A 24168-nucleotide genomic window follows, 5' to 3' on the forward strand; every position below is an offset into this window, starting at 1 on the left:
ATATAGCCTAGGGTGTGTGGCCCCATAAGCGCGAGCTTAAGAAATAAGTTATTTATAATTAATAAATAGCTCAAGTCTTAGCTCCGAAGGAGTGTAAGATACATTTCCTAAGGTTTCAACCCTAGGAAATTATAGTTAAGGCTTCTTAAGCCCTGAAAGGGCGTAAGAGTCTTTAAGAAAAGGCTCTTACGCCCCGTTGGGGCTTTATATGATATATTACTTAAACCCAGAGCTTACGCTCTGGGCTACATATCTTTCGCCCCGTTGGGGCTTAAGATTTAACACCTTACTTTTCTATTAGTTGTTCCTAAGTTCGTGCTTATGGGGCTGAAACCCTAGGCTATTAAAAAGCTAAATTCTTTAATTAATTAAAGTTGTAAGGATTTAACTTCTAAATATTCCTCAAAACCAAATTTTCCTAATTCCCTACCATTACCAGATTGTTTATAACCACCAAATGGAGCTTGGGGATTAAAATCACCACCATTAATGTCTACCTGGCCGGTACGCATACGGCGAGCAACCGCTTTAGCTCGCTCTACATTTTGTGACCAAACTGCTCCGCCTAAACCATAAATGGTATCATTGGCAATTCTAACTGCATCATTTTCATCTTCATAAGGAATAATTGATAGAACTGGGCCAAAGATTTCTTCTTGAGCAATAGTCATTTTGTTGTCTACATTAGCAAAAACTGTTGGACGGATAAAGTAGCCTTTTTCTAAGCCTTCAGGTTGCTCTGCTCCACCAGCAACAAGGGTTGCACCTTCTTCAATACCTTTTTTGATATAACTGCGAACACGCTCTTGTTGTGTTTTAGAAACTAGTGGCCCTAGCTCTGCTTGACCTAATGGATCACCAACAATAAATTTTTCGGCTGTCTTTTTAGCAATTGCTACTGCTTCATCATGACGGGATTTTGGAACAAGCATTCTTGTCCAAGCTGAACAGGTTTGACCAGAATTAAAATAGCAATTATTTACACCTGTACGAACGGCTTTTTCAAATTTAGCATCATCCAAAATAACATTTGCAGACTTACCGCCTAATTCTAGGGCAACACGTTTAACTGTTTGTGCAGCAACTTGGCTAACACGTTTTCCAGCACCTGTTGAACCTGTAAAGGAAACCATATCTACATCGGGGTGTGCTGCAATTGCTTCACCAACTACCGGGCCTAGTCCACAAACTAAGTTAAATACGCCAGCAGGCAACCCAACTTCATCAAAAACTTCTGCCATTATAAAAGCTGTTATTGGAGCAACTTCACTAGGTTTAAGAACTACAGTACAACCAGCGGCTAAAGCAGGCGCAACTTTTGCAACTACTTGATGTAAAGGATAATTCCAAGGAGTAATACAACCTACTACGCCAACAGGCTCACGAACTACTAAAGAATTGCCAACCTCTTCTTCAAACTGATATTCACTTAGTAAATCAGCATAATATCCCATATTCATTATTGGCATTCCTACTTGAACCATTGAGGAAAGCTGCAAGGGCATTCCTACTTCTTTAGAAATAATTTCTGCCATTTCATCAGCTTTACTACTTAATTTTTCTACTGCTGCTCTTAAGTAATTCGCTCTTTCTTCTTTTGGGGTATTTGCCCAAAGGTCAAAAGCAGCTTTAGCTGCTGCTACAGCCGCTTGAACATCTTCAACCGTCCCATTAGGAACTTGTGCAATTACTTCCTCAGTAGCAGAATTAGTAACATCCAAAAAGTCTGTTCCTTTAGATGCTACCCATTTACCGTTAATATAAACTTTGTCATAAAGCTTGGCACTTAGTTTTCTTGAAGCTTCCATTACATCCTCCAACTAATAAAAATTAATAATGTTAAGTAAATTAATACAGATATTAAGATTTGTAGTATCCTGCTTATACAACTGCACTGTCAATCTTTCTACTACAATATATTGGATAATAGAAAATTTCTTTTCTGTGAAAAATAGTAGCTTGAAATTTAAGTTTTAGGTTGCAAAATGAGAGCTATTTTAAGAAACAACTTTATGTAAAAACTACCTTAGTAAACAATTATTATATCCTACAAAACTAATAATAAAATAATAGAAAATTAATAGAAAATTAACGAAAATACTACTTATTACCTATAGCTAATGGTTAATACTTCATAGTATACTGCCGCAGAAGTCGTTATTTTACAGCTTTTAGCATTATTACTATCAAAAAATACTAATCAAAAAATACTACGTCATATTTTGATATAAAAATGCATTATAAATGTATAATTTGCAAAACATTTTATAAGGCATTAACTGAAGAATTGTTGTTAATTTTGTTAATTTTATTCTAAATACTCTAACTAATTTTTAACTCGTTATTTTACTTACTGTTACATAAGCATTTTAATCATTTGCTATTGACTATGCCTAATAAAAATTAACTAGTATATCTGTGGGAGATAGTTCTTATGATAAAAAAACTAAAAAGTTGTCTCTTGCTTACTACCATTATTTGCTGTATTTGTGTATCACAAGTTTTTTCTTTAGTGGTTCAAGACACAAATATAAGTGGAGTTGTAAGAAACCAACAAAATGCTGCTGTTGGCAATGCAACAGTTTCCGTTTTTGATGACCAACAAAACTTAATTATAAAAACTGTAACTAATGAACAAGGGTATTTTCAAGTAGATAATCTAAAGTTAGGAAATTATAAACTTGTGATTCAACACCCTAGCTATTCAACTTATAGTGATGGTTTAGCGTTTTCAGAGGAGAAAAAAGACAATTTAGAGATTGTTTTAACTTCTAGTGAACTTTCCGAGGGAGTTTCTATTACAGCAGTTCTTGACTCTAATCAAGAAGCCTTTGATGCCTCACAGCAAACTGAAATAGCTTCTAAAGGTGAATTAAAAACTAGACCTGGGGTACTACTTCAACAACTATTACAAGAAGAAGTAGGTATTAAATCAGTTCAAGGTGGTAGTTTTTATGGGCAAGTTGTAGTAAGAGGTCTTACAGGTCAACGAGTAGCAACATTAGTTGATAATATTCGCTTTAATACTGGTACTTTTACAACTGCCCTTGAGTCAACTATTGGATTAATAGATACTAATACCATTCGTCAAGTAGAATTTGTATATGGCCCAGGTTCAGCCCTTTATGGTAGTGATGCTTTAGGTGGAAGTATTAATGTTGTTAGTGATAATCCAATTTTTTATAAAAATGGTTGGGAGTTTCATGGAAATATAAACTCTTTCTTTAGTAGTGCTAATGCTGCATCAGGAGGAAACTTAAAATTAACTATTGGTAATAGTAAATTAAGTTTATTATTTAGTGGTTTTGGGCAAAGAATAAATGATCTTCGAGCAGGAAAAGGTATTGACTCACATTCAATAGCTACACGTCTTTTTGGACTTTCCTCAGATATACTTAAAACCAATAGATTACAAGATACCGGCTATTTAAACGCTGGAGGCACTACAAAAGCTGTTTATAAAATAGACGATGACCAACAATTATCATTTTTCTATCAACATACAACCCAACGAAACACACGTGTTTATTTTTTAACTAATGGCGGCTCAGGTCTTTTTGAAACTGATTTTAGTCCACAAACTCTTGATTTCTTTTACACTAGATATAAAAGAAATCAAACAGGATTTTTAGATTCTCTTACAGGTACTTTTTCACTTAACCGCCAAAGACAACAATTTGGCGTGCAAGGTGTTATCTCAGCACCAAAGCTTGAAGAATTTAGATTGTCCAGAGTATTAGGCTATAGTTTACAAGCTACTACTCATATTGGTAGCTATCAATTTATAACTTTTGGTGGTGAAATTTATAATGAAACTATAGGAAATAGACGTTTCATTGTTAATCCAGTAACTGACGTAAAAACACGTATTAATGGTACTGTACCAAATGATACTAAATTTTCTAATTATGGAGCATATCTTCAAGATACTGTTGAGCTAATACCAAATAGACTACGTCTTAATGGTGGTGTACGTTATAGCGCATTTTTCTATAAAACAGATAGTGATAAGAATGTCTTGGACGCATCTGGTAGACCTGCTGTACCAAATCTTTCTATCCGTAATGATGATGTCACTTTTAACTTAGAAGGCATAGTTTTCATTAACCAAAAACTAGATTTAATAGGTAATGTTACTAGTGGTTTTCGCTCACCTAATATTATAGATTTAGGTTCAGTTGGGGGTTTACCATCTGGTTTTGAAGTCCTTATAACTGAAGCACAAGCACTAGGCGGTTTTGTTGGCAATACAACTGATGCAACGGCTGTTTCTACAGGTAAGAAAGTAGTTCCTCTTACACCAGAAAACTTATTAAATTATGAGTTAGGAGCAAAATACCAAGATAAGTATCTTAGATTTAGTGCTACAGTATTTACAGGAGTTGTTAAGGATTTTATTAACCAAAGAACTTTAATTTTGCCTCAAGGAGCAGTTGGAAAAACTATTGGAGGCTTACCAATTATTGCACAAGATCCTATTACAGGATCCGTTATCACTCCAGCCAGCCTACGACCAGTTATAGTTAAAGCTAATAGTGCAGATATTCGTCTTTCTGGTGTTGAATTAACTAGCCAAATTAATTTTTCTAGATCTTTAAGTCTATCTGGTAATTTCTCTTATATAAGAGGTACAGACAAAAACCCTGTCCCATTACGTCAAATTACCCCATCTGACATGGTAGTTAAAAAATCAGCAGATATTCCTGAAATTGAAGGCGGTCTGCCTCCAGCAACTGGTTTTATTAGTTTACGTTACCAATCCTTGAAAAAACATTTCTGGGTAGAAGCTTATTCTAATATGGCTTCATTTCAAGATCGCCTTTCTACACAAGATTTAACAGATATTCGTATAGGTGCTACTCGTGGGCCTGGTGATATTGCTTTCTTCTTTTCTAATAGAGCGCGAATTTTAGGGCTTATAGGAAATGGCCCAGATGGTCGGGCAGGAACACCCGATGATGTTTTGTTAGCAACAGGTGAAACATTGCCACAAATTCAAGATAGAGTTTTAGGTCGTGGTGTAATTAGATCATCCTTTTTTACCTCTACTCCGGGCTATGCAACCCTTAATTTAAGAGGCGGTTTTGATCTTAATGAAAATAGCAATGTAACAATAATTCTAGAAAATATCTTGGATAAAAATTATAGAATACACGGGTCTGGGCTAGATGCTCCTGGTATAAACTTAGTTGTTCGTTATACTTGGCGATTTTAGTTATTTAGAATAATGTTAAATAACTTAACTGATTAACCTATAATTTTGAGAATAGAAAGAATTTGGAGAAAATAAAATGAGAAAAGCTTTTGTAGCAGTTTTATTAACTGCACTACTAGCAATCAACATTGTTGTAGTAAAAGCATTTGAGCTTGGGCCTAATTTAGAAGCTAAAGCTGTGAAAAAAATACCTCCTCTTTATCCACCATTAGCTAAACGTAAAAGGGTTGAAGGTAAAGTAACAATACGCTTGGAAATTGGCTCAGAAGGAACTGTTTCAAATGCAGAATTTGTAGAAGGAAATTCCCTATTTAAGCCTTCTTCTTTAGATGCAGCTAAACAATGGACATTTGCTAAATCTATGGCAGGAACTACAGGTCATATTGTTTTTAAGTTTCAACTAGAAGAAAAAGAATGATTTTAAAGGTTCTGTGAAAACTATGGAAATTATGAAAATGTGGGCTAACTTATCACTAAAATACAAAACCATCTTCTCCAGCACAATTTTAGTAGTTTTGTTAATAACAATTGGTATTATTACTTCTTATGGAATAGATTATGTACAAACAGGTTATGAACAAGCCATAAGTAAAGAATATAAACAAGCAGTTACTATCCTACAACTTCAACTAGCAACAACTAGACAACAATATGCCATTGTTAAATCTATAACATTTGGAACAAAAGTTGATAATGAAGAATATGCTCTTTCAGGTAATGAGATTAAAGAAAAGCTACTTACTTTAGAAAATTAAGAGGTTTGGATAGCAATATCCAAACCATTAAAGAAAATTCTGATAAATTTCAAACAACCGCCTTATTAGCTAGCAAAGCTTTAGATGAAAATAAAGCAGAAGAAGCTCTTGATATTTTAGGAGGACAATTAAATGATATAAGTGTCTCACAAACAACATTGCTTACTAGTTTATCAACTCAAGCAATAAAAAATTCTGAAACTAGTATTGAACAGGTAAAATTAAGTGCTAGTAAAACCTCAAGCTTAATTTACTTACTTTTACTTTTTGCCATACTATCTACAATAATTATGGCTATGCTTGCAGTTTATACTTTTGTACAACCTCTTAAGCAAATAGCTAATATAACTGATTCTCTTACAGCCGGAGATTTAAATATTGATCTAAAAAGCAAAGAAGGATATACAGAAATAGCTTTATTACTTAATTCTGTCCATCGATTAGTTGAGCAACTACGTAAATTCTCCTCTTCCATAGAACAAATAGCAAAAGGAAACCTAAATGTTAAAATCGAACCTCGTAGTAATAGAGATACTTTTGGATTAGCATTAAATAATATGGTAAATTCGCTATATTCTATTGTTTCTAGCGTTCGTAGCAGTGCAGAAGAAGTAAAAACTATTAATCTTTCAACGGATCTTATAGGTTCAGGTCAGCAGCTTGAAAAAGATAGTGAAAATGTAGCTAAGTCAGCAGAAAATATGGCTTCAGTCCTTGAAGAACTTTCAACAAATATTCAAGCAATTGCTGAAAATGTAGAAACTCAATCCTCTAGCGTTACTCAAACTGATAGAGCAATTAAAGGTATGGTTGAAAGACTAAAAAATATTGCTAATGATACTCAAGATCTTACAAATTCTGTTAATAAAGCTCATAATGCAGTAAATGAAGGTCGTAATTTTGTACATCAAGCTTCAAAAGGGATGAATGAAATTAATAGTTCCATAAATACAACTTCTAAAACTATTCAAGAACTTAGTGCTAATGTAACAACAATAGGTAAAATTACAGAAGTTATTAATAATATTTCAGATCAAACAAACCTTTTAGCCTTAAATGCTTCTATAGAAGCAGCGCGTGCTGGTTCACATGGTTTAGGTTTTGGTGTTGTTGCTCAAGAAGTTCGTAAACTGTCAGAAAGAACGGCTCAATCTGCTGAAGAAATAGCACAACTAATCAATAGCGTCCAAAAAAGCGTCCAACAAGTTGAAAAACAAATGGGTAAAACTGTCCAATTAGTAGAGGAAGGACTAGATCAATCTTCAAAAGTAGTCAATTCCCTCTCTCAAATTGAAACTGTTGTAAATACTGTATCTAAAACTTCAGTAAATATAGATAATATTACTAAGGAACAATTAGTAGGTGCTGAAGAAGTTTCTAATGCTATCCAAAACTTAACTCTAGTCACCTATGAAATTCAAGCCGCTAGCCAAGAACAAGCTGTTTCAACAGGGGAAATAGTTAAATCTGTAGTGCAATTACGTGACACAATTGAGAGAAATAACAAATTATCTCAACATTTATCTTCAGCAGGTGATTCTGTTCTTTCACAGCTAAATCAATTAGAAGAAGCGGTTAAGGTTTTTCGTTTACCTGATAATAAAAAAGATTTTGTATCACTTCAAACTATATAATACTTTTACCAATTAACTAACTTTTCTTTTGTGCAATAGTCAATTTTTAGTTCTGCTGGTTGTGAAGTGAGCTTTTCTTGAGTAAAGTTATTAATAAAATTGTTGGTAATTTTTTCTAGTATGGCTAAATCCTTTTCTTCTAGTAAATTAACAGCAATCACTATTTGACAAGTGGTTTGCTGTTTTTTTATTTGGGTATAAGGTCTTAGGTCTATATTAAGTTCTTGTTCTAAATTAAGTATCAAACCAAAAATATTACCTTCCAACCAACCAGCACAAAGCTCTAAATCATTGCTGTTTTTAGCTTTCATAGTTAGTAAAAGAATTTTTTCAAAATCTTTTTGTATATCAACTTTAGCAAGTAAGTTTTCCCAAGTTAAATTGCCAAGTTTAATTTTTCAAATATTTGTCTTGCTTGCAGAATTTCTTGTTTTACAACCTTTGCAGTAGAACGAGAAATATTTCTAGCTGTATTTTGATTAGGTTTTATTGAAGTAATTATTGGCAACCAATCTTTAGGCAATGTTACCTGATAATTTCGCCCTGATTCAGTTAAAGCAATTGCTTGTTGCCAATTATGTTTAGAAAGTAGTTCAAAAAAGTTTTCTAATAACTTTTCTAAGCTTAGGTTTTCTTTATTATCTAACTTAGTACAACTCCAGGCTGCCAACACTGTCCAAGAAAAGCTTGGAGGAAATCCCCAAGCATTACCTAAAATAGCTCTTTGCTTTACCCAAGTCTTAACTGCTTTTAATAATTGACGAAATAGTTCTAAATCAATATGTTGGCTAACTATTTCTAGTAAAATTTCTATCTCCAAAACCCCTACTATAGTCTGCCAGCTAGTTGGGTCAAAATATTTTTGTGACGCGCTAGTCAGTGGAGCTAAAAACGGAAATTTTGTGCTATGTGCATAAAGTAAATCTATTTGAATACCATCGATTTCCATCTTAATAATAGGTACTTGAGCATTACCAACTATCCTAGCTTTTTGATAAATACCTGCAAGTTTTTCTTTAACTTGTAGAAGAAAATCTTGACCAGTTATGCTAGTTGGAATAATACAAATTATGTCCACATCACTAGCTTGTGTTTGTACTCCTAAATGAGCAGAGCCAATTAAATAAAGCAAAACTGCATCGCCTAAACATTCTTCACAAGCCTGTTTAATTATTGATAATACAGATTCTTGCCGCTGTTTGTGTTCTAAAGTTAAACTAGGATTTAGTTTCTCAATTAATGTTATCAGACTAGTGTTTTTAGATTCAGTTTGAATATTATTTTGTCCAAGTGTAGCTTCACAAATAACTTCAAAAGGCTGATTACCTTGGCGATGAATTAAAGCAACTCTATCAACTAAAAAGTCTACTTCTTGCCAGGTAGGGAGTTTTTTCATTGCTGTAGCAGGATTATCAAATTGGCCTACGCTTAAATGAGGTGTAAAACCATTAGACTTTTTGCTTTGCTCATCGCATTGAGGAAAAAGTTTAGCTAGAAGTGATTGTAATTTATGTAAAGCATTTGCAGGCTCGCTAACAGGTTCAAGCCAAGCTGTAGAGTTATTGCGATGGCTAAAAGTGCCATACTTAGTTAAAGTTACTTTAAATGGAGATAATTCTTTAAGAGTTTGAGAAATAACTTGTGCGGCTAAAGCAAAATGCTCTACAGGCAAAAATCCATAAATTAAAGTAATATGAGGCATCCAACGGTCAACTTTTTTATCATAAAGCTTGCGAATAGGTTGTATTTTTTCCCAAAGCTCTTTTGGTGGAATAATTACAATTGCACTTTGATAAATTGGAGCAACGCTTCTTAATAACTCAATAGCATTATTTTTTAACTTTGCTAACACTCCAAAATGATCTGAAGCAAAAAGTCTTTCCCCTTTTGCGCTAATTGTTGGTTCATAAGCAAATAAATTAATGTTTTCTGCTTTCCAATTATTCTGTTTGCTACGTAATAATACTCTATCAAATCTTGCTAATCTACCTGATGAACTCATTATTTTAGCTAGTGGGTTAAGTTCTGGATTAAATGTATAACCTAATTCTTTAGGGTGTAATTCTTGCCAAAGATCCTTAAAGCTATAAAAAAGAAAATCTTGTTCATGTTCATCTGCTACTAAATTAAAGTCGCCTGCAATTACCACATCACCCGCCATTGAGTCTAAATAATTTAATAATGTGTCCAACTGTTTAGCGCGAATTTGTTCAGAGTTATTAGTATGGCTACTAGTTAAATGTACTGCGGCCAAATGCAAGGGGTTGTTGTTAACTTGCCAACTAGCTAATAAGACTCTTTTATAGTTAGAAAACCAATGGTCAGTTAAAGTAAAAGGAATACTCGCAAATATAACTAAGCCTTGTGATTGCAAGCTTAGGGCTGTTGGAGGTTCAGAACAATAATATTTTTCTAACCAAGGTTCTTTAAGCAATGCTTGAAAAAGCGTTTGTGTAACTTCTTGAAGTACAATAATATCTGCTTTTAATTCAGCTAAATATTTAATAATAAGTGGGATACGTTCAGCAGTATAAATTTTATCAGCCTCATATAAATCTGCTAAGACATTAAAAGTAACTATTTTTAGTTCTTTTGCTAAAACATTTGGTTGTATTTGTTCAAAGCTTTGCCAAGAATTTAATTGGTAATAATAAGTTGGTTGAGGTGAGAAAGTAGCTAAAGTTTTTTCTATTGTTTGATTAGTGTTTATTATTTCCTGCCAGGCATCTTTTGGAAGTTCTCCACTAGAAAAAAGGTCTATATGCTCGTCGCGGCTCCAAACCATAGTATTTAAGCAGCGAATATAGCGGACTCGATGCCAAGGAATATCACCGTTAGCATCCCAATCTACAAGCTTTTTTTCCCGAATGCCTGAACTAGATAAGCGATCTTGATAACCAATAATAAAAACCGTTGGATCTAATCGCTTATCCCAAATTATTCGGTGATAAATTTCATGACTAGGTAGCATATTTTATTCCCAGCCCCGAAAGGCTGGGTAATTACAAGGTTTAATTACTGCAAGCTTAATTCATAAAGGCGAGAAGATAAAACATCAATTCGATCATTTCCTATAAGTTGGAAGATCCAACGTTCAGAAATTGCTGAACGACCAAATTTTGCTCCTAAAAACGCCCCTGTTAATGCTCCAACAGCATCGGGAGACTCTCCACCTAAAGTAGCAACTTGCATTAAGCCACTTTCTAAAGATTTACTGTTAACTAAAAACCAAAGTGCAGCTTGAAGTGTTGTAGGAGCATAACCAGAAGTGTCTAAATCCTCAAATTTTAATTGATCTACTTTGCTTATTGCTTCTAAAAGTCGCTCATCTTTATCACGAGCAAAATCTTTTACTTTGGATAATGGGTTTGTCTCACCCTTAAGTAATAAACTAACAGTGTAATTAACTATGACTGAACCATGTGTGCAGCGTTCATCCCAATGAGTTATGCGAGAACAAGTTATAGAATCTGCAATTAATTGATCTGGTTTTTGCCAGCGTAACATTCCTAGAGGGATACCATAAATAAGGCTTGCACTACCAGCAACTTGTAAAGTAGTGTCATAGGCCGCGCCTTCGCTAGCTTCCTGCCAACGTTCGCCCTCAAGCATTCTTTCTAAAACATGACGAGTAAAACGACCCATATCTTTTGGATGACTTTTTAACCAACCTACAAAACGATAGGCGATATTATCGGGTTTGAAGGCTCTTTGAGTACAAATTGATTCTAGAACAGAAACCATCATTTGCCCTTCGTCGGTATATTCGCCAGGATCCAGGTTTAATTTTCCTCCTCCTCGTGGGCCATCAATTTGGCCGTATTTCTGTGCAATAGCTTCTCGTGTTTCTCCAATACCAATTGCTGCCATTGCATCCCCAAGAGCTAATCCTAGTAAACAGCCTTCAAATCTACTACGCATTAATATCACTCCTTTCAAATTTTTCTATTTTTTAGTTTCTCGCTATTCTACTTACTAAAACCTTTTGTCTCAAGCAGCTATCACCAAGAAAAACAAATGGCAGCAAGGATTATATTTTCCCTGCTGCCAATCAAAAAGCTACTTCTTCTAAACTTACGCATTATCACCAAAACCGTCGGTATAAAAACCATTTTCGATTTGGTGAATGTCATATAATTTGGCTTCTAAATTGTTGATTGATTTACCACTTGTTATTGATTGTAAGGTAGCCATTCCGCTTTTTGCCATATTATGCCAGTAAATTAATTCTGTGCTACCAATTACATCTAAATTCTTTTCATCTTTATTTTTAGGTAAAACTCTCATTTCATCAGCATAATTATTAGATTTACAAGCGTAAAAAGCCCAAATTTGGTAACGATCTTTATCAAATTGTGTTTGTTCTAACTGATTGCCTGAAGCTTTCAAAATATCATTCATATGTGCATCATAACCAGCTTTTGCTTTGCCTGAAGTATGAGCAGAAGAGTTTGAACCAATTACGTAATTTCCTGCGGCAGATTCTTTAGTGTCAAAGTCTGGGCCTGTACCATAACGAGCATGTCCCATATAAATTGTCATATCACTATTAACTAAACCTTGTTCAAACTTTTTAACTGCTTCTGGTGTGTTTGGATTAACAAGTTGGACAAGACTTTCAATAGTTTTTCCTTTATAGGTAAATTGCTTGTTATAGAATGCTACACCTTCAGGTAAATTTGCTGTGTCATAACCAGCACGTTTTAACAGTTCAGCATCAGCAGATTTGTTTACATCTAATGAGCGATAACCATCTTTGGAAAGCTCTGTGCGGAGTTTACCAAGCTCAGTGTTATGCCAATCTGCTTCATCAAAACCAACAGCAAAAGTTGTTGTTAGAAAACCATCTGAAAATAGGCGTTCATATTCTGGGAATTTTTCTAATTGTTGGCCTGGTGCAGGGCTTAAGCGATCCATTTCACGTAGTGTTGCACGGTCTAAAACTCCAGTAACAGGAAGGTTTTGAGCGCGTTGGAAAGATTTTAATAAGCGAGCAGTTTCGCCACCTAATGCACCATCTACCCCATAAACAGGAGCGTTATAGCCCATATCTTTTAGAGCTTGTTGGACTTTTTTAACTATATCGCCATTATCAGCACGATTAAGTGTTTTGCCACCCATTAAAATTTCTTGAAGTCTTGTATCACCTGCAAAACGAGTATTTTGCAGTGTAGCAGTTTGTCCAGCAGCTGGAGCAGCTTTATCTAAAGCTAGTAATGTTGCTAAATCTATTTGACCTGTAACAGCTAAATTTTGTTCACGTTGAAATTGTTGAATTGCTGAACGTGTACCTAAGCCATAAACGCCATCCGCACCACCTTTAACAACAAAGCCTAAATCAACTAAAGTTTGTTGGACTTGTTTAACGCCTTCGCTTTTCTTTGCTACAACTCCACCTTGTAAAATAGTTTGCAAGCTTGGTTCGCTAGCAAAACGGCTATTTGTTAATTGTGGCACTGTAGGAGCAGCAACGTTATCTGTTGCAAAAATATTTTCCCGTTTTTGGCTTGCTTGCATAGCATTAGCGATTTGATCACGAGCTTGAAAACTATCTAATGTATTAACTGCTCGATTTCCCATTTGTGGAGCGCGTAAAGTGCGATTTTGTGAGCTTACTTGATTTACTTGATTTGTTGGTAAACTTTGAACTTCTTCATTTACTTGAGCATTATTAACTTGATTAATATTATTATTGTCAACTACGTTAGTTAAATTATTTTGTCTATCTATCTTCATATTACTCCCGAATTATTTATTAATTATTAGATTTTTAATTTTTGTAAATTGGTTATACCACTGAATATACATTCACTTTTTTTCTAACGCAAGAAAAATTTTTAATTTTTATAAAAATTTTTTGTCCCATTGGTCTAAGATTAAGCGGTTAGTTTTCATCAACCTATAAGCAATTGAAATTTTATTATTTAACCCGCTAGACTTTTTTAACAAGTCTTTAAGCTTTCTATTAGTTAGCTTGCAGTCATGTAAAACAATAATATAAGATAGTGCCAAAATCGGAAGTCAGGAGAGTTTATTTAATGGCAATTAGTAAAGATCTGTTAGATATGTTAGTTTGTCCTGTTTGTAAAGTTAAAGTGCGACTTAAGACAGATGACAGCGGTTTTAATTGTCAAAAATGCCATCGTACTTATCCAATAATTGACGATATTCCTAAAATGCTTGCTGATGAAGCAGTTATTGAAGAACTTCCTGAAACAAGCCTGAAGTAAGTATATTTAATGAGTATATTAGATAAACCTTTGCACCGTGTTTTATTAATTAGACTAAGATCTATTGGTGATACGGTGTTGATGACTCCTTGCCTAACAGCATTAAAAAATTGGAATCCCTCTTTAGAAATAGATGTTTTATTAGAATCTTTGTCCGCACCTGTTTTAAGTAATCACCCTCAAGTATCTAAGCTATTTGTTTTACCCAAAGTTTCAGGTGAATTAGCAAAAATTCGCGCTCGTTGGCAAATAATTAAAAGCCTTCGCGCCCAATCTTATGATTTAGCTGTAAATTTACATGGAGGAACTACGGGGTTATTTTTAGCAAAATTATCTGGAGCAAAAAAAACTTTGGGCTATAAAGCCAGCAGATATTCATCTTTGCTATCACTTGCAGCACCCAACCCGGAAATCATTTGGCAAAAAGATCAAATTCATTGCGTAGAGCAACAATTAGGCTTACTTAAATGGGCAGGTGTAGAGGTAAATATTCCTTCAGCCTTAAGCCTAGCAACAGATCCGCTAGCTAAACAAACTATAGAAACAAAATTAGTTGGAATTAAAAAACCTTTTTTATTAATTCATCCTGCGGCAGCATTTCAGTCTAAGCAATGGGAAGCTAAAAACTTTGCCGCAGTTATTGAGCATATTTTCAATCGTTACAAAATACCTGCTATTTTGGCTGTAGCTAAAAATGAAGCGCAGGTAGCAGAAAAAATAAAATCTTTTACCAAAGTACCATTAACTAGCTTTGTAGACTTAAACTTATCTGAATTAATGGCTTTAATAGAGCAATCCAGCCTATTTTTAGGAAATGATAGCGGCCCGGCTCATATTGCTGCTGCATTTCAAAAACCTATTGTAGTAATTTTTGGCTCATCAAACTCAAAGGTTTGGCATCCTTGGCTAACAGACTATAAATTACTTAAGGCAGATCTTCCTTGTATTCCCTGTTCTGGCTATAGCTGCTCAGAATTTCCTGAACCAGAATGTATCAAGAAAATTACTGTAGAGAGTGTAATTAATGCGTTAGAAGAACTTTTAGCAAACTCTCTACAATCATTTTTAGTTTAGTTATTAACTTATTGATAAATTACTACTTTATCTGTCTTACTTCTACCAAAAGTTTCTGGATGATACATTTCTTCTGCTTTTGTTGGTGGCACTACAAAAGAACCAATTGTTGTAGCACGTGCAACATAGCTATAAGTATAAACACCGTCCCAAAGTAGCTGTGTAAAAGCTTCTATTCTCTCATCTCTAAAATTTTCGATGTTGATACCAAGTCCCATACCACCAGAACCTTCCAGATCGTCTTAATTCTGCTTCTTCACCTTCTCTAGCCAATTCATTTTTTGGAATACTGCCAGTTGTTGCAAGTGCTGGATTTAAGGCTTCTAGCCCTGCGGGTAGAGGATCGACTAGCGCGACATGATAGCGTCTGCTTTGTGCAACCATACTTAATTTAACTCTTACTCTTGCACCTGCTTTAATTCGCCATGTGCCGTCTTTATCTAAGGTTACATCCGTAGGGTTATCAACTGCTTCATATTTTCTTTCTACAGTAAAACCATATTCTGCTGCCGCTAAATCCAAGCTTTTTGGAGCGTAGCGCATACCAGCACGGTAATAAATACGTCCTACGCCTTCTTTGCTTAAAATCAAGTTTTGTTCTGTATCGCCTAAGTATTTCATTGGAATATTAACTTGATGTTTTTCCGTAGTTCTACCCTTAAATTCATGTTCGCCTGCAAACTTATCCCCTAGCCAAATACGAGCAACAAAATTAGGTGTGACTTTTTCATAAGTTGCAAAATAACGGTCTAAAGCAAGCAATACAAACACATTTTCTTGTGTGCTTTCCCAACGGCCTGCTTTACGATGATCTAGCAAGCCTCTAACTAGCTTAGGTATTAAATCATTATTTGGTTGATCTCTAAGTAAAGCATCTAGCAATATTGCATCTGTTCGATAGTCTGACGCTAAGAGCAAGTAAGCATAATCTTTATAATTTGTTACAAAATGTGCTGTTGCAGCAGTTTCAGTAGCCCTATTGTTAACAAATTGTCTAATTTCTTCTAACTCTTGTTTTGCGCTTGGCTCAGTCGCTAAAACTGACCATAGCCAACCAATGGTTTCTAGCGACAAGTTTTCTAGCTTACGGTTATAAATTATTTCTTTAGCTTTATTTATATCCTTGTCGCCCATTAACTTTCTTACATACAAGGAATAAGCAGTTATTGCATCTCTAGCTTGCTGTGAATAATAATCAGGTATTAAATAGCTTTCTATATTTCTTAAGTAGTTTTGAGCCATTGACAGATTATATTCAGGTACAGCATAGCCTTTTTCTTTTGCTCTTATCATTGCATGTGCTACGTGAACTGTGACATAAGGATCAGACTTTTCACCTTTTCGCCAATAATCAAAGCCTCCATCATTATTTTGCAAGGATTTAAGCTTTGTCATATCAGCAGCAATTCTAGCTTCTATCTCTTCTGCTTTTGGCAAACCTTCAGCCTTAAATGCTCCTAAAACATCTTTTAGCGCGGCAATAGTTAAAACTCTGGATGAAACTTGCTCAGAACATTCATAAGGATAAGAAACTATGTAAAGCACCGCATCGGTTAATTCTTGTAGCTGAGTTGATGAAGTAGAAACCTCTAAACCTCCAAATTGCTTATAAATATCAGCAGGTGCTTTAACAGGCTGAATTATTGCGTCCTCTTCAAAAGTTCCATAAGTTGCAAAAGCTTCTGTAGTTGCAGGAGTCCAAACAGGTAAAGAAACCTGTGCTGCATCTGTCCATTTACCTGACACCGCGCCAATTTGAAAACGAGCTTTGCCAGCCATTTCAGCCGAAACAGGCAGACGAACTTCTACACGTTCATTAGCTGGAACGGTCAAGCGACGGCCTGCGCTACCTGTAATGGTGGCATTTGTAGCCCTCATTGCTACATCAACGCTTAACGGTGTGTCGGTTTGATTTTGTAGCACAATTGGAAACTCAAATTTATCGCCAAAATTAAGAAAACGTGGTGCCGAAGGTCTAACCATTAGCGGCATTCGTGCAGTAAGCGAAGATTCGCCCATACCAAATTTATTTTCCCCTGCTACAGCAATGGCTATAATACGATAGCGCGTCAAGCTATCAGGAAGTTTAACTTTAACTTGTGCATGTCCATTGTTATCAGTAGATAGCGCGGCTTCAAACACTGCTAGCGCGTTAAAATCTTCTCTAACTCTAATAGGTTTTCCATCATTTGGCTGTGGTGCTTTTTTTAGGCATAAAGCTTTCAGAACGAAGTTCTTTTTTAGCTTCTATCCCATTAGCAACACGTGATCGCGCTGGAGCTTCTGCGGCTGGAGGTGGTGGAGGTGGCGGAGGCGTCACTGCACCTATCAGCATCCCCAGCAACACCAGTCATTGACTTCCTACTTTATTTGTTGAAATCTCCATCTCTTGATTGATCCTTCTAATTCTCCTTCTCCACCACCACCTCCAGCGGGAACTTTATTTTGTGCTAGTTCAAGTGCAATATCATCAGCATTAGCTAGCACAATTGAGCTTCTTAAATGTTGGTCAGAGGTTGACGAGCCACGTTGACCATAAAACAAATCTATGGGATTTGGCATTGTATAATTTGATAATGCTAGAATCGCCTCATCCACAAGAAATAAAGCTACTTCGCCATTTTGAACAGGTTTATTAGCTGAATCTAGCAAGTTTAAGTCAATAATGGTTTCGCCACCTGGCTCAATCGCGCTTTTTTGTGGTTTAGCGTTTACGGTTAAAGTTCTACTAATTGGAGGGATGGACAAGTTTAATTGTCCAACTGCAAAAGCTGGTCGTTTAGGTAGCATTGCATCAGGATTGCCATCTGTTGGCTTTGCTCGCTCGGCTTCGCCTACTAAATCAACTTGCAAGTGGACATTTGGTAAATAGCCTTCTTCAATAGGTACTTTGATAATGTAACTTGGTGAATCTATTGTAAATCTTTCACTTTTTACAATTCCTAGTTGACGCAAAGTTAAAAGTCCTTCTGCGGGATAAAAAGGAGCTTGGACAAGGATTTGTGCTGTTTCGCCTACTTTATAATCTTTTTTATCTGGAATTAGCTGGATTTGTTCTTGTTTTAAGTCTCTTTCTGGCAAGGTTTTCCCACCTGAAACCCAAAGCGTCATTTCTGTTTCATTTGGTCGGCCTTTTTCATCGGTAATTTTAGCTGTAAGTTTGTAGCTACCACCTTCTTTTGGTAAAAACTTAACTTCTACAGCGTCGCTAGCAGATTTTATTGACTCAACTTGTGAGTCTACTTCTTTAGACTTGTAGCGACCAAAATCATCATAGTCATATTCAATTCTTGCTAGCCTTAAGTCTATGTTTACATTAGGGATAATTTTGCCGTCTATATCAGTAACAATTGATTTAATGATAAATGGCTCATCTTTACCAACAAAAGTTTTTTCACTTCGCAAGCCTACATAAAGATTAGCAGGATGTACCAGCAAAGTTGAAGACGATGACCAGGCTTGACGGTTAACATCCATCACACTAGCTTGAACATTTAGGCTTGTTGGTTGAGCAGGATTAACTGAGTCAAAATCTATTCTTAAATTGTGTGTTCCATTAGGGCTAGTTTTGCCTTGAAAGCCTTCTGTAACGCTATTTGACTCTTCTGCACCGCCATAATAACGACCAAAGCCATGATGACCATCAGAAATCCACCAAGGAGTCCATTTACCAAAAGTGTAATCACCGCGATTAGGCGGAGTGTAATTTGTTGGTGTTGCAGTAGCTTCCCAATTTACTTCAGCATTATTTAATGTACCTCCAGCATAGTAACTAGCAGTTACAGTTACATTTGCATGTCCACCTATGATATTAGTATTTTCACTAGCAGCAGTTGAAACTTCAAACTCAGGTCGTCTAAATTCCTGCACTTGAAAATTATGTGAGTGTTGCAAGCCTTCATAATTTGTTTTTGGTAAAGCGTCAAAGCTTAAATTAGCATTGCCTAAATTCATAGTTGCAGGTAAATCAAGCGTTAAATTAAAACCGCCTAGAGGGTTAACTTCGGCTATGCCGTTAGTAATTTTGTTACCTTGAGAATCGTTTAAGCTGTAATTTACAGTTTTTATCTCACCAGCTAGTTTTATATCTCCACCTTTTTTATTTTCAAAAAGTCTTACCCATCCCTTTATTGTTACTTTTTCACCTGGTCGATAAGTCTTTCTATCATCAACAACATACCAAGATAAATAGTTTGTTTGTTCTGAGCGTGTCCAAGCTTGAGGATCATAACTAGAAGGAGGTAAAATTGCAGTATCTTTGCCTAATTTTGCTATTAAACAACTAACATCTTTTAAAGAAGGAGAAGCGTTTTCTAGCTTAATTCGAGCAATTCCGTCTGCTCCTGTAGTAGCAGAAATAGTTCTTAAATTAATTTCTACACCTGCTAGCGGTTTACCGGTTTTTAGAGAATTTGCCCAAACCAAAAGTTCTTCATTATCAAAAGTTGCATCAAGCCCAATGTTAGTAAATTGCACCCATTTTCTAATATATTGGCGTAAATAGATCTCTTTTGGCTGTTCTGTAGGCTCAATTAAAACAAAAACCTGTCCTGCTCCCGCTTGAATTGCCGCGCTAAGGTCAATAGCTGTTTCAATTTGTTCACCATCAACTGATTTTAATTTAACAACTTCAGAAGAAATTAAGCGTCCAACAGGCTCTTTATAAGTTTCTTTTTTATAATTGTAATCTTCACTAATTTTACGTCTAATTTGTACAAAACTTGCCCAATCTGTTGGTTGAGCAGCATATAGACTTACTTTTAACTCTTTATGGTTTGTAGTAAATACAGGTAGTTTTGTAGGGCCAAACGGGTCTAAAACTAGAAATTCCCCTCCTAAAGAAGTTAGTTCTTTAGGGCTAGCACCCATATAAAAATTAAGTGTGGTTGGAGTTTCTAAAGCTTGTCCAAAATTATCTTTAACAAAACCTGGCTCTAACTTTAACTTATAGACTCTATTGCCTTTAAATTTTCCTTTGATGTTCATGTTATAAGCATAAAGTTGTATTGTTAAACCTTCTACTTTGGGTGAAAATTCAGCCTTAGTAAGATCTAAGGATTTTGGATCAAGGAAATTGTTAAAACGAACATTTACATAGCGTGTTGGAGGACAAGGATATTTTTGCTCATTACAAGTATTGTCTTCTACTCGCAAAGGTCTATAAGTTGTAAAACTAAAATCTTGTTTGGCAACAGTTTTCAAAGGCCCTTCGACTGATGATGCACCAGCTTCAATACTAACATTTATAGTTGTATTTTTTGGAAGTGGAGCAATTAATTTATCAGCTAGCCCATTGTCTATTTTTAGTGCTACCCAATATTTTTCTTTAGCTGATTTAGTTAAGCTAAAAGTTGGACTAGAAGCTATTTCTTCTTGTGTAGCTAACCTAGTTTTATAAACTACTCCTTTATCAGACTTAACCCTAATACTTTGTAAAATTGCTGTTTTATTTATTTCTTGGTCAAACTCTAAAAAAATTACAGGATTTGTATCTATTCCGCCACCTTCAGGAAACTGGCGTTTTAAGGTTAAAGTAGGTGTCTTGAACTGCCAATTTACAGCCGTTTGCAAGCTTTGACCTGTAGCGGATTTTGTTCCTGCTGGCACTTCAATAGAATATAAAGTTGACATTGGAAAACGAACTTTAGGTTCAAAAACTAGGGTTTTTGTCCCTAACCAACGCCATTGTCCAGCAACTTGAGGACTAAGCTTAACAGGAACATTTTGCGCGGCTTCTGATTGGGAATTTAAGATAACCATTGGCTGGGAAAATGTAATGCTAAGGTTAGCTGCTATTGGTACTTCACCTTTAGGGGAATATCTAAGGACTTCTAAAGATCCAGATGAGGTCACTTCATTAGACTTAATATTTTTATCAGGTGGAAATTTTGTGTTAATTACTTGTCCGGTTTTAGGTGGAGGAAGCGAACTTTCACGTAAGGCAAATTCTGTTTGGTCGGTTGGTCAGTTTTTATAGGTTCTAGTCGGCTTAATATGCTTTCTACATCAGCAGTTGCAAGCTCTTTAGCATCAACTATTGGGACACGCTTTGGAAGTTGTGCTTCACCTTCGCTTAGGCGAAACTGCAATCCTTTTTTATTTTTAGAGGAAACTTCTTTTTTAATAGGGCTTGGTTGTGGCTTTTGTCTTTGTTTATAGTAATACCAATTACCTACAACAGTTATAACGACCAAAAGAAAAATACCTATAGCTTGTTTAGCTTTACCCATAAAACCCACCTTAATTTTATTGGAATGGATATATTTAAAGTATCATCAAATGCTCTTTTAGTCGCCTAAGTTATTAAATTTGTTCCCATTTATCTGGCACTTTTATTTATTTTTTTGTCTATAAAAAAATTAACCCAACAATCTTATGTTGGGTTAATTAAAAAATTAAATAAATTGTTTTATTGCTAAAACTGTTTATTGATGATATTCAACAATTTTTCCAGCAATAGCCGAAGCAGCAACCGTATATGGGCTAGCTAAATACATTTGACCTGGGCCGCTACGACCAGGAAAATTACGATTAATTGCGCTAATAGTTATTTGAGGTTTTAAGGTGCTAATGCCTGGCCCGGCATTTATACAAGCACCGCAGCTAGGTTCAATAATATGTGCGCCTATTTTCTCAAATACATCTACATAGCCTTTGGATAAGCAATATTCCCGTACTTCTTGAGAACCAAATTGTATAAAACAATGGACTTGTGGATGAATTTTTTCACCAGCATTTAGCGCGTCTTGGAAAACTTTTGCATACATGTCCATATCTTCGGCTTTTCCGCCTGTGCAAGAACCGCCATAAGCGATATCAATTTTTACTTCTTCGCCAAGTTCATCAACAAATATTCCATTGCCTGGGTCGCCTGGTAGCGCGATCATTGGACGTAGCGAACTTGCATCAATTTCAATTGTGTGAACATATTCTGCATCTGGGTCAGAATAAAGCCCTTCACAATATTTTTCTGCTTCTTGCTGGCTCATACCACGTTGAGCAACTAGAAATTCTGCTGCCTTTTTATCTGGTGCAATAATTCCAGTAAATGCTCCAACTTCGGCGGCCATATTGGTCATAGTTGCGCGTTCATCAATGTTTAACGCCTCTACAGCCTCGCCACAATACTCAACGATTTTACCTATTGCCTCACCATTTTTAACATAAGGATCACGTAAAATTGCTAACATAAAGTCTTTTGCTGTGATGTTATCGCCTTTTTGCCTTTAACAATTACCTCGCATTGATTCAGGAACTTTGACGCGAACATCTTTTGTAATCCAGGAATTAAAAATGTCTGTTGTGCCAACTCCAAAGGCAACACAGCCAATTGCGCCGGAATGAGGAGTATGCGAATCTGAACCGATAATTAGCTGACCTGGCAAGGCATAAGACTGTAAAATTTTGCTATGACAAATAGCTTCAGAGCCTTTACGATCAGTTAATTCGCCATGTAGAGTGATGCCTTGCTCACGAGCAAAATTTTCCTGTTTAAATTTTAGTTGATTAGCAACATCTAGTAGTCCCATAGCTTTACGCTCTGGAGACATTACATCATCAAGGAAGGTTAAATGGTCACGGAAGAAATAAATTGATTCAGGATCTTTAACTTTTTCTTGTTCGCCAACATATTTTTGGAAAAATATAGCTGACATCGGCGTAACGTATTCGTGCGAAAATCTAATGTCTGTTTGAACAAAACCAGAATCACCTGGTTTTACTGCTTCAACGCCTATTTTATCAGTCGCTAAATCAACAACATAATGACGAGCAAAAATCTTTTCTGCTAAAGTCATTGGACGAGGCTTTGTATTAATTTCTGGAACGTATGCTTTGCCTTGTAAACGAGCAATATTAAAGTTAAATAACCCACCATATTCAATAATTTGGCGAGTAATTTCATCTGTTCCAGCAGTAAACTCGCTTAATTGAATTTCTTCACCACGTTGTAATTTTTCAACCAAAGCAAAGTTTGTAGAGGTAAGTAGCCCAAGGTTTTGACAATTTTGGTTATAAATTCGCTCAATATTTTCGGCAATTACAACTTGGATACCTGCACACATTTCTGCATATGGTGATTGCTCACGACTTGAACCTTTGCCACGACGCTTTCCAGACACACAAGCAACAAAATTCCCTTTTTTGACGCTACCACGAACAAGCGGAAATTCTTCTCCAGCTTTTAAGCCAAGATAAGGAAATTCTCCTAAAGTATCATCAAAGTAGTAACAAATATAAGCCGGTGTGATCTCGTCCGTGCTGATGTTATCACGTAGCTTTATAGAACTATCCCAAGTTAAATCTTCCCCTGCTAGTTGACGTTTGATTAGCTCTGGATCTTCGGTTAAAAAAAGCACACGCCCAGAAAACTTTACTGTTTCCGAGCGTTTTTGCACATCACGAGTCAGTAGGCTGTTAGACATAATAGTTATGCTCCTAAGAAAAAATTAATGCAAATTAGGTAAATAACTATTTTCTATTCTTTTTTGTTTTTTGGTCAACCTTTGCAGGAAGTTTTGCGAGCGCAGTTGTCTCGCTTGTATGTTTTCAAAACATAGCAACTGCGGATGAAAACATCTGCGCTCGTTGTAGGTTAAGTATTTATTGTGCAGTAAAATATTTAGGCTCGTTGCCTGTTTTCCATTTAATGTTGCAGCCAAGACTAGCTCTTTGATTTTCACTAACTTCTTGACCATTTAACGCGGCTTCAATAGCTGCTCTTAAGTCTTTTCCTGTAATAGGAATTTCTGTCTTTGGACGGCTATCATCTAGCTGACCTCTATAAACAAGCTCTCGATTTCCATCAAACAAGTAAAAATCAGGTGTACAAGCAGCTTCATAAGCTTTAGCAACAGCTTGATCGCCATCATAGCAGTAAGGAAAAGTAAAGCCTAATTCTACAGCCATTTCTCTTAAGCTTTCTGGAGAATCATCTGGATAAGTTTCTGCATCATTGGAACTAATAGCAACAATGCCAAGGGCAGAATTTTGATAATCTTTTCCTAGTTTGGCTAGTTCGTGCTGTATGTGTTTTACATAAGGACAATGACGGCAAATAAACATCACTAGCAATGCTTTTTTATCTGCAAATGTTTGTAAAGAAATGCTTTCACCAGAAACAACATCCGTTAAATTAAATTCAGGGGCTTTTGTTCCTAGGTCTAACATTGTGGATAGAGTTCTTACCATTTAGCAATATCTCCTTTTATTTTTAATTTATTCTGAGATTTTACTAGCAACTAGGCTTTTTCCCAATGCTA

17 protein-coding genes and 1 pseudogene are annotated in these 24168 nt (G+C 35.6%); 6 read left to right on the plus strand and 12 right to left on the minus strand.

What is annotated here, in order from left to right:
* Positions 1-368: 368 nt before the first annotated feature.
* The gene (locus tag IPK14_09225) at positions 369-1808 is read right to left on the minus strand and encodes an aldehyde dehydrogenase family protein (GenBank protein ID MBK7993590.1); all 1440 of its coding nucleotides are present in this window, start codon (positions 1806-1808) and stop codon (positions 369-371) included.
* A 626-nt stretch (positions 1809-2434) separates the two neighbouring features.
* On the opposite strand from IPK14_09225, the gene IPK14_09230 reads away from it, so the two are divergent.
* The 4 genes from IPK14_09230 to IPK14_09245 all read left to right on the plus strand — a co-directional run bounded on the left by IPK14_09230 (position 2435) and on the right by IPK14_09245 (position 7604).
* Positions 2435-5215: a TonB-dependent receptor gene (locus IPK14_09230; protein ID MBK7993591.1), complete on the plus strand. Its 2781-nt coding sequence runs from the start codon at positions 2435-2437 to the stop codon at positions 5213-5215.
* Positions 5216-5291: 76 nt separating this feature from the next.
* The gene (locus IPK14_09235) at positions 5292-5633 is read left to right on the plus strand and encodes a TonB family protein (GenBank protein ID MBK7993592.1); all 342 of its coding nucleotides are present in this window, start codon (positions 5292-5294) and stop codon (positions 5631-5633) included.
* Positions 5634-5670: 37 nt separating this feature from the next.
* Positions 5671-5970, plus strand: coding sequence for a hypothetical protein (locus IPK14_09240; protein MBK7993593.1), 300 nt, complete (start codon positions 5671-5673; stop codon positions 5968-5970).
* A 5-nt stretch (positions 5971-5975) separates the two neighbouring features.
* Positions 5976-7604 (plus strand): HAMP domain-containing protein, encoded by a 1629-nt coding sequence (locus IPK14_09245; GenBank protein MBK7993594.1) that lies wholly within the window; start codon positions 5976-5978, stop codon positions 7602-7604.
* Positions 7605-7609: 5 nt separating this feature from the next.
* Here IPK14_09245 and IPK14_09250 read toward each other — a convergent pair whose 3' ends face one another.
* From IPK14_09250 to IPK14_09265, 4 genes are all read right to left on the minus strand, one after another.
* Positions 7610-7915 (minus strand): hypothetical protein, encoded by a 306-nt coding sequence (locus tag IPK14_09250; protein ID MBK7993595.1) that lies wholly within the window; start codon positions 7913-7915, stop codon positions 7610-7612.
* A 65-nt stretch (positions 7916-7980) separates the two neighbouring features.
* The gene (locus IPK14_09255) at positions 7981-10575 is read right to left on the minus strand and encodes a DUF504 domain-containing protein (GenBank protein MBK7993596.1); all 2595 of its coding nucleotides are present in this window, start codon (positions 10573-10575) and stop codon (positions 7981-7983) included.
* Positions 10576-10619: 44 nt separating this feature from the next.
* Positions 10620-11525, minus strand: a complete 906-nt coding sequence (locus tag IPK14_09260) for an ADP-ribosylglycohydrolase family protein (GenBank protein MBK7993597.1) — start codon at positions 11523-11525, stop codon at positions 10620-10622.
* 153 nt (positions 11526-11678) lie between these two features.
* Positions 11679-13340, minus strand: coding sequence for a peptidoglycan-binding protein (locus tag IPK14_09265; GenBank protein ID MBK7993598.1), 1662 nt, complete (start codon positions 13338-13340; stop codon positions 11679-11681).
* Positions 13341-13642: 302 nt separating this feature from the next.
* Here IPK14_09265 and IPK14_09270 point away from each other — a divergent pair, with 302 nt between their 5' ends.
* On the plus strand, positions 13643-13834 hold the full coding sequence (locus tag IPK14_09270; protein ID MBK7993599.1) for a Trm112 family protein: 192 nt from the start codon (positions 13643-13645) through the stop codon (positions 13832-13834).
* Positions 13835-13843: 9 nt separating this feature from the next.
* Entirely contained in the window at positions 13844-14908 is a 1065-nt protein-coding gene (gene rfaQ / locus IPK14_09275; GenBank protein ID MBK7993600.1) for a putative lipopolysaccharide heptosyltransferase III, read from the plus strand.
* A gap of 8 nt (positions 14909-14916) precedes the next feature.
* Here rfaQ and IPK14_09280 read toward each other — a convergent pair whose 3' ends face one another.
* The 7 genes and pseudogenes from IPK14_09280 to IPK14_09310 form a co-directional block, all read right to left on the minus strand.
* Complete coding sequence (locus tag IPK14_09280) at positions 14917-15126, minus strand: hypothetical protein (GenBank protein MBK7993601.1); 210 nt, start codon at positions 15124-15126, stop codon at positions 14917-14919.
* Positions 15095-17050 carry a hypothetical protein gene (locus IPK14_09285; GenBank protein MBK7993602.1) on the minus strand — a complete coding sequence of 652 codons (1956 nt, stop codon included), beginning with the start codon at positions 17048-17050 and terminating at the stop codon, positions 15095-15097. Before IPK14_09285 ends, IPK14_09280 begins: the two co-directional genes overlap by 32 nt.
* Before the next feature lie 43 nt (positions 17051-17093).
* The gene (locus IPK14_09290) at positions 17094-17243 is read right to left on the minus strand and encodes a hypothetical protein (GenBank protein MBK7993603.1); all 150 of its coding nucleotides are present in this window, start codon (positions 17241-17243) and stop codon (positions 17094-17096) included.
* 26 nt (positions 17244-17269) lie between these two features.
* The gene (locus IPK14_09295) at positions 17270-20761 is read right to left on the minus strand and encodes an Ig-like domain-containing protein (GenBank protein ID MBK7993604.1); all 3492 of its coding nucleotides are present in this window, start codon (positions 20759-20761) and stop codon (positions 17270-17272) included.
* A gap of 44 nt (positions 20762-20805) precedes the next feature.
* Positions 20806-21138, minus strand: a complete 333-nt coding sequence (locus IPK14_09300; protein MBK7993605.1) for a hypothetical protein — start codon at positions 21136-21138, stop codon at positions 20806-20808.
* Positions 21139-21333: 195 nt separating this feature from the next.
* Positions 21334-23331: pseudogene (locus tag IPK14_09305) on the minus strand (3-isopropylmalate dehydratase).
* A gap of 178 nt (positions 23332-23509) precedes the next feature.
* Positions 23510-24097: a thioredoxin family protein gene (locus IPK14_09310; GenBank protein ID MBK7993606.1), complete on the minus strand. Its 588-nt coding sequence runs from the start codon at positions 24095-24097 to the stop codon at positions 23510-23512.
* Positions 24098-24168: the final 71 nt, after the last annotated feature.

It is taken from the genome of Blastocatellia bacterium (assembly GCA_016713405.1).
In the GTDB taxonomy this organism is placed as follows: Bacteria; Acidobacteriota; Blastocatellia; order Chloracidobacteriales; family JADJPF01; genus JADJPF01.

Bases quoted from the DNA above. Each gene is read 5' to 3' on its own strand.
- IPK14_09225 (MBK7993590.1), bottom strand. From the start codon at position 1,808: ATGGAAGCTTCAAGAAAACTAAGTGCCAAGCTTTATGACAAAGTTTAT.
- IPK14_09230 (MBK7993591.1), top strand. From the start codon at position 2,435: ATGATAAAAAAACTAAAAAGTTGTCTCTTGCTTACTACCATTATTTGC.
- IPK14_09235 (MBK7993592.1), top strand. From the start codon at position 5,292: ATGAGAAAAGCTTTTGTAGCAGTTTTATTAACTGCACTACTAGCAATC.
- IPK14_09240 (MBK7993593.1), top strand. From the start codon at position 5,671: ATGTGGGCTAACTTATCACTAAAATACAAAACCATCTTCTCCAGCACA.
- IPK14_09250 (MBK7993595.1), bottom strand. From the start codon at position 7,915: ATGAAAGCTAAAAACAGCAATGATTTAGAGCTTTGTGCTGGTTGGTTG.
- IPK14_09255 (MBK7993596.1), bottom strand. From the start codon at position 10,575: ATGCTACCTAGTCATGAAATTTATCACCGAATAATTTGGGATAAGCGA.
- IPK14_09260 (MBK7993597.1), bottom strand. From the start codon at position 11,525: ATGCGTAGTAGATTTGAAGGCTGTTTACTAGGATTAGCTCTTGGGGAT.
- IPK14_09265 (MBK7993598.1), bottom strand. From the start codon at position 13,340: ATGAAGATAGATAGACAAAATAATTTAACTAACGTAGTTGACAATAAT.
- IPK14_09270 (MBK7993599.1), top strand. From the start codon at position 13,643: ATGGCAATTAGTAAAGATCTGTTAGATATGTTAGTTTGTCCTGTTTGT.
- rfaQ (MBK7993600.1), top strand. From the start codon at position 13,844: ATGAGTATATTAGATAAACCTTTGCACCGTGTTTTATTAATTAGACTA.
- IPK14_09280 (MBK7993601.1), bottom strand. From the start codon at position 15,126: ATGGGACTTGGTATCAACATCGAAAATTTTAGAGATGAGAGAATAGAA.
- IPK14_09290 (MBK7993603.1), bottom strand. From the start codon at position 17,243: ATGCTGATAGGTGCAGTGACGCCTCCGCCACCTCCACCACCTCCAGCC.
- IPK14_09300 (MBK7993605.1), bottom strand. From the start codon at position 21,138: ATGGGTAAAGCTAAACAAGCTATAGGTATTTTTCTTTTGGTCGTTATA.
- IPK14_09310 (MBK7993606.1), bottom strand. From the start codon at position 24,097: ATGGTAAGAACTCTATCCACAATGTTAGACCTAGGAACAAAAGCCCCT.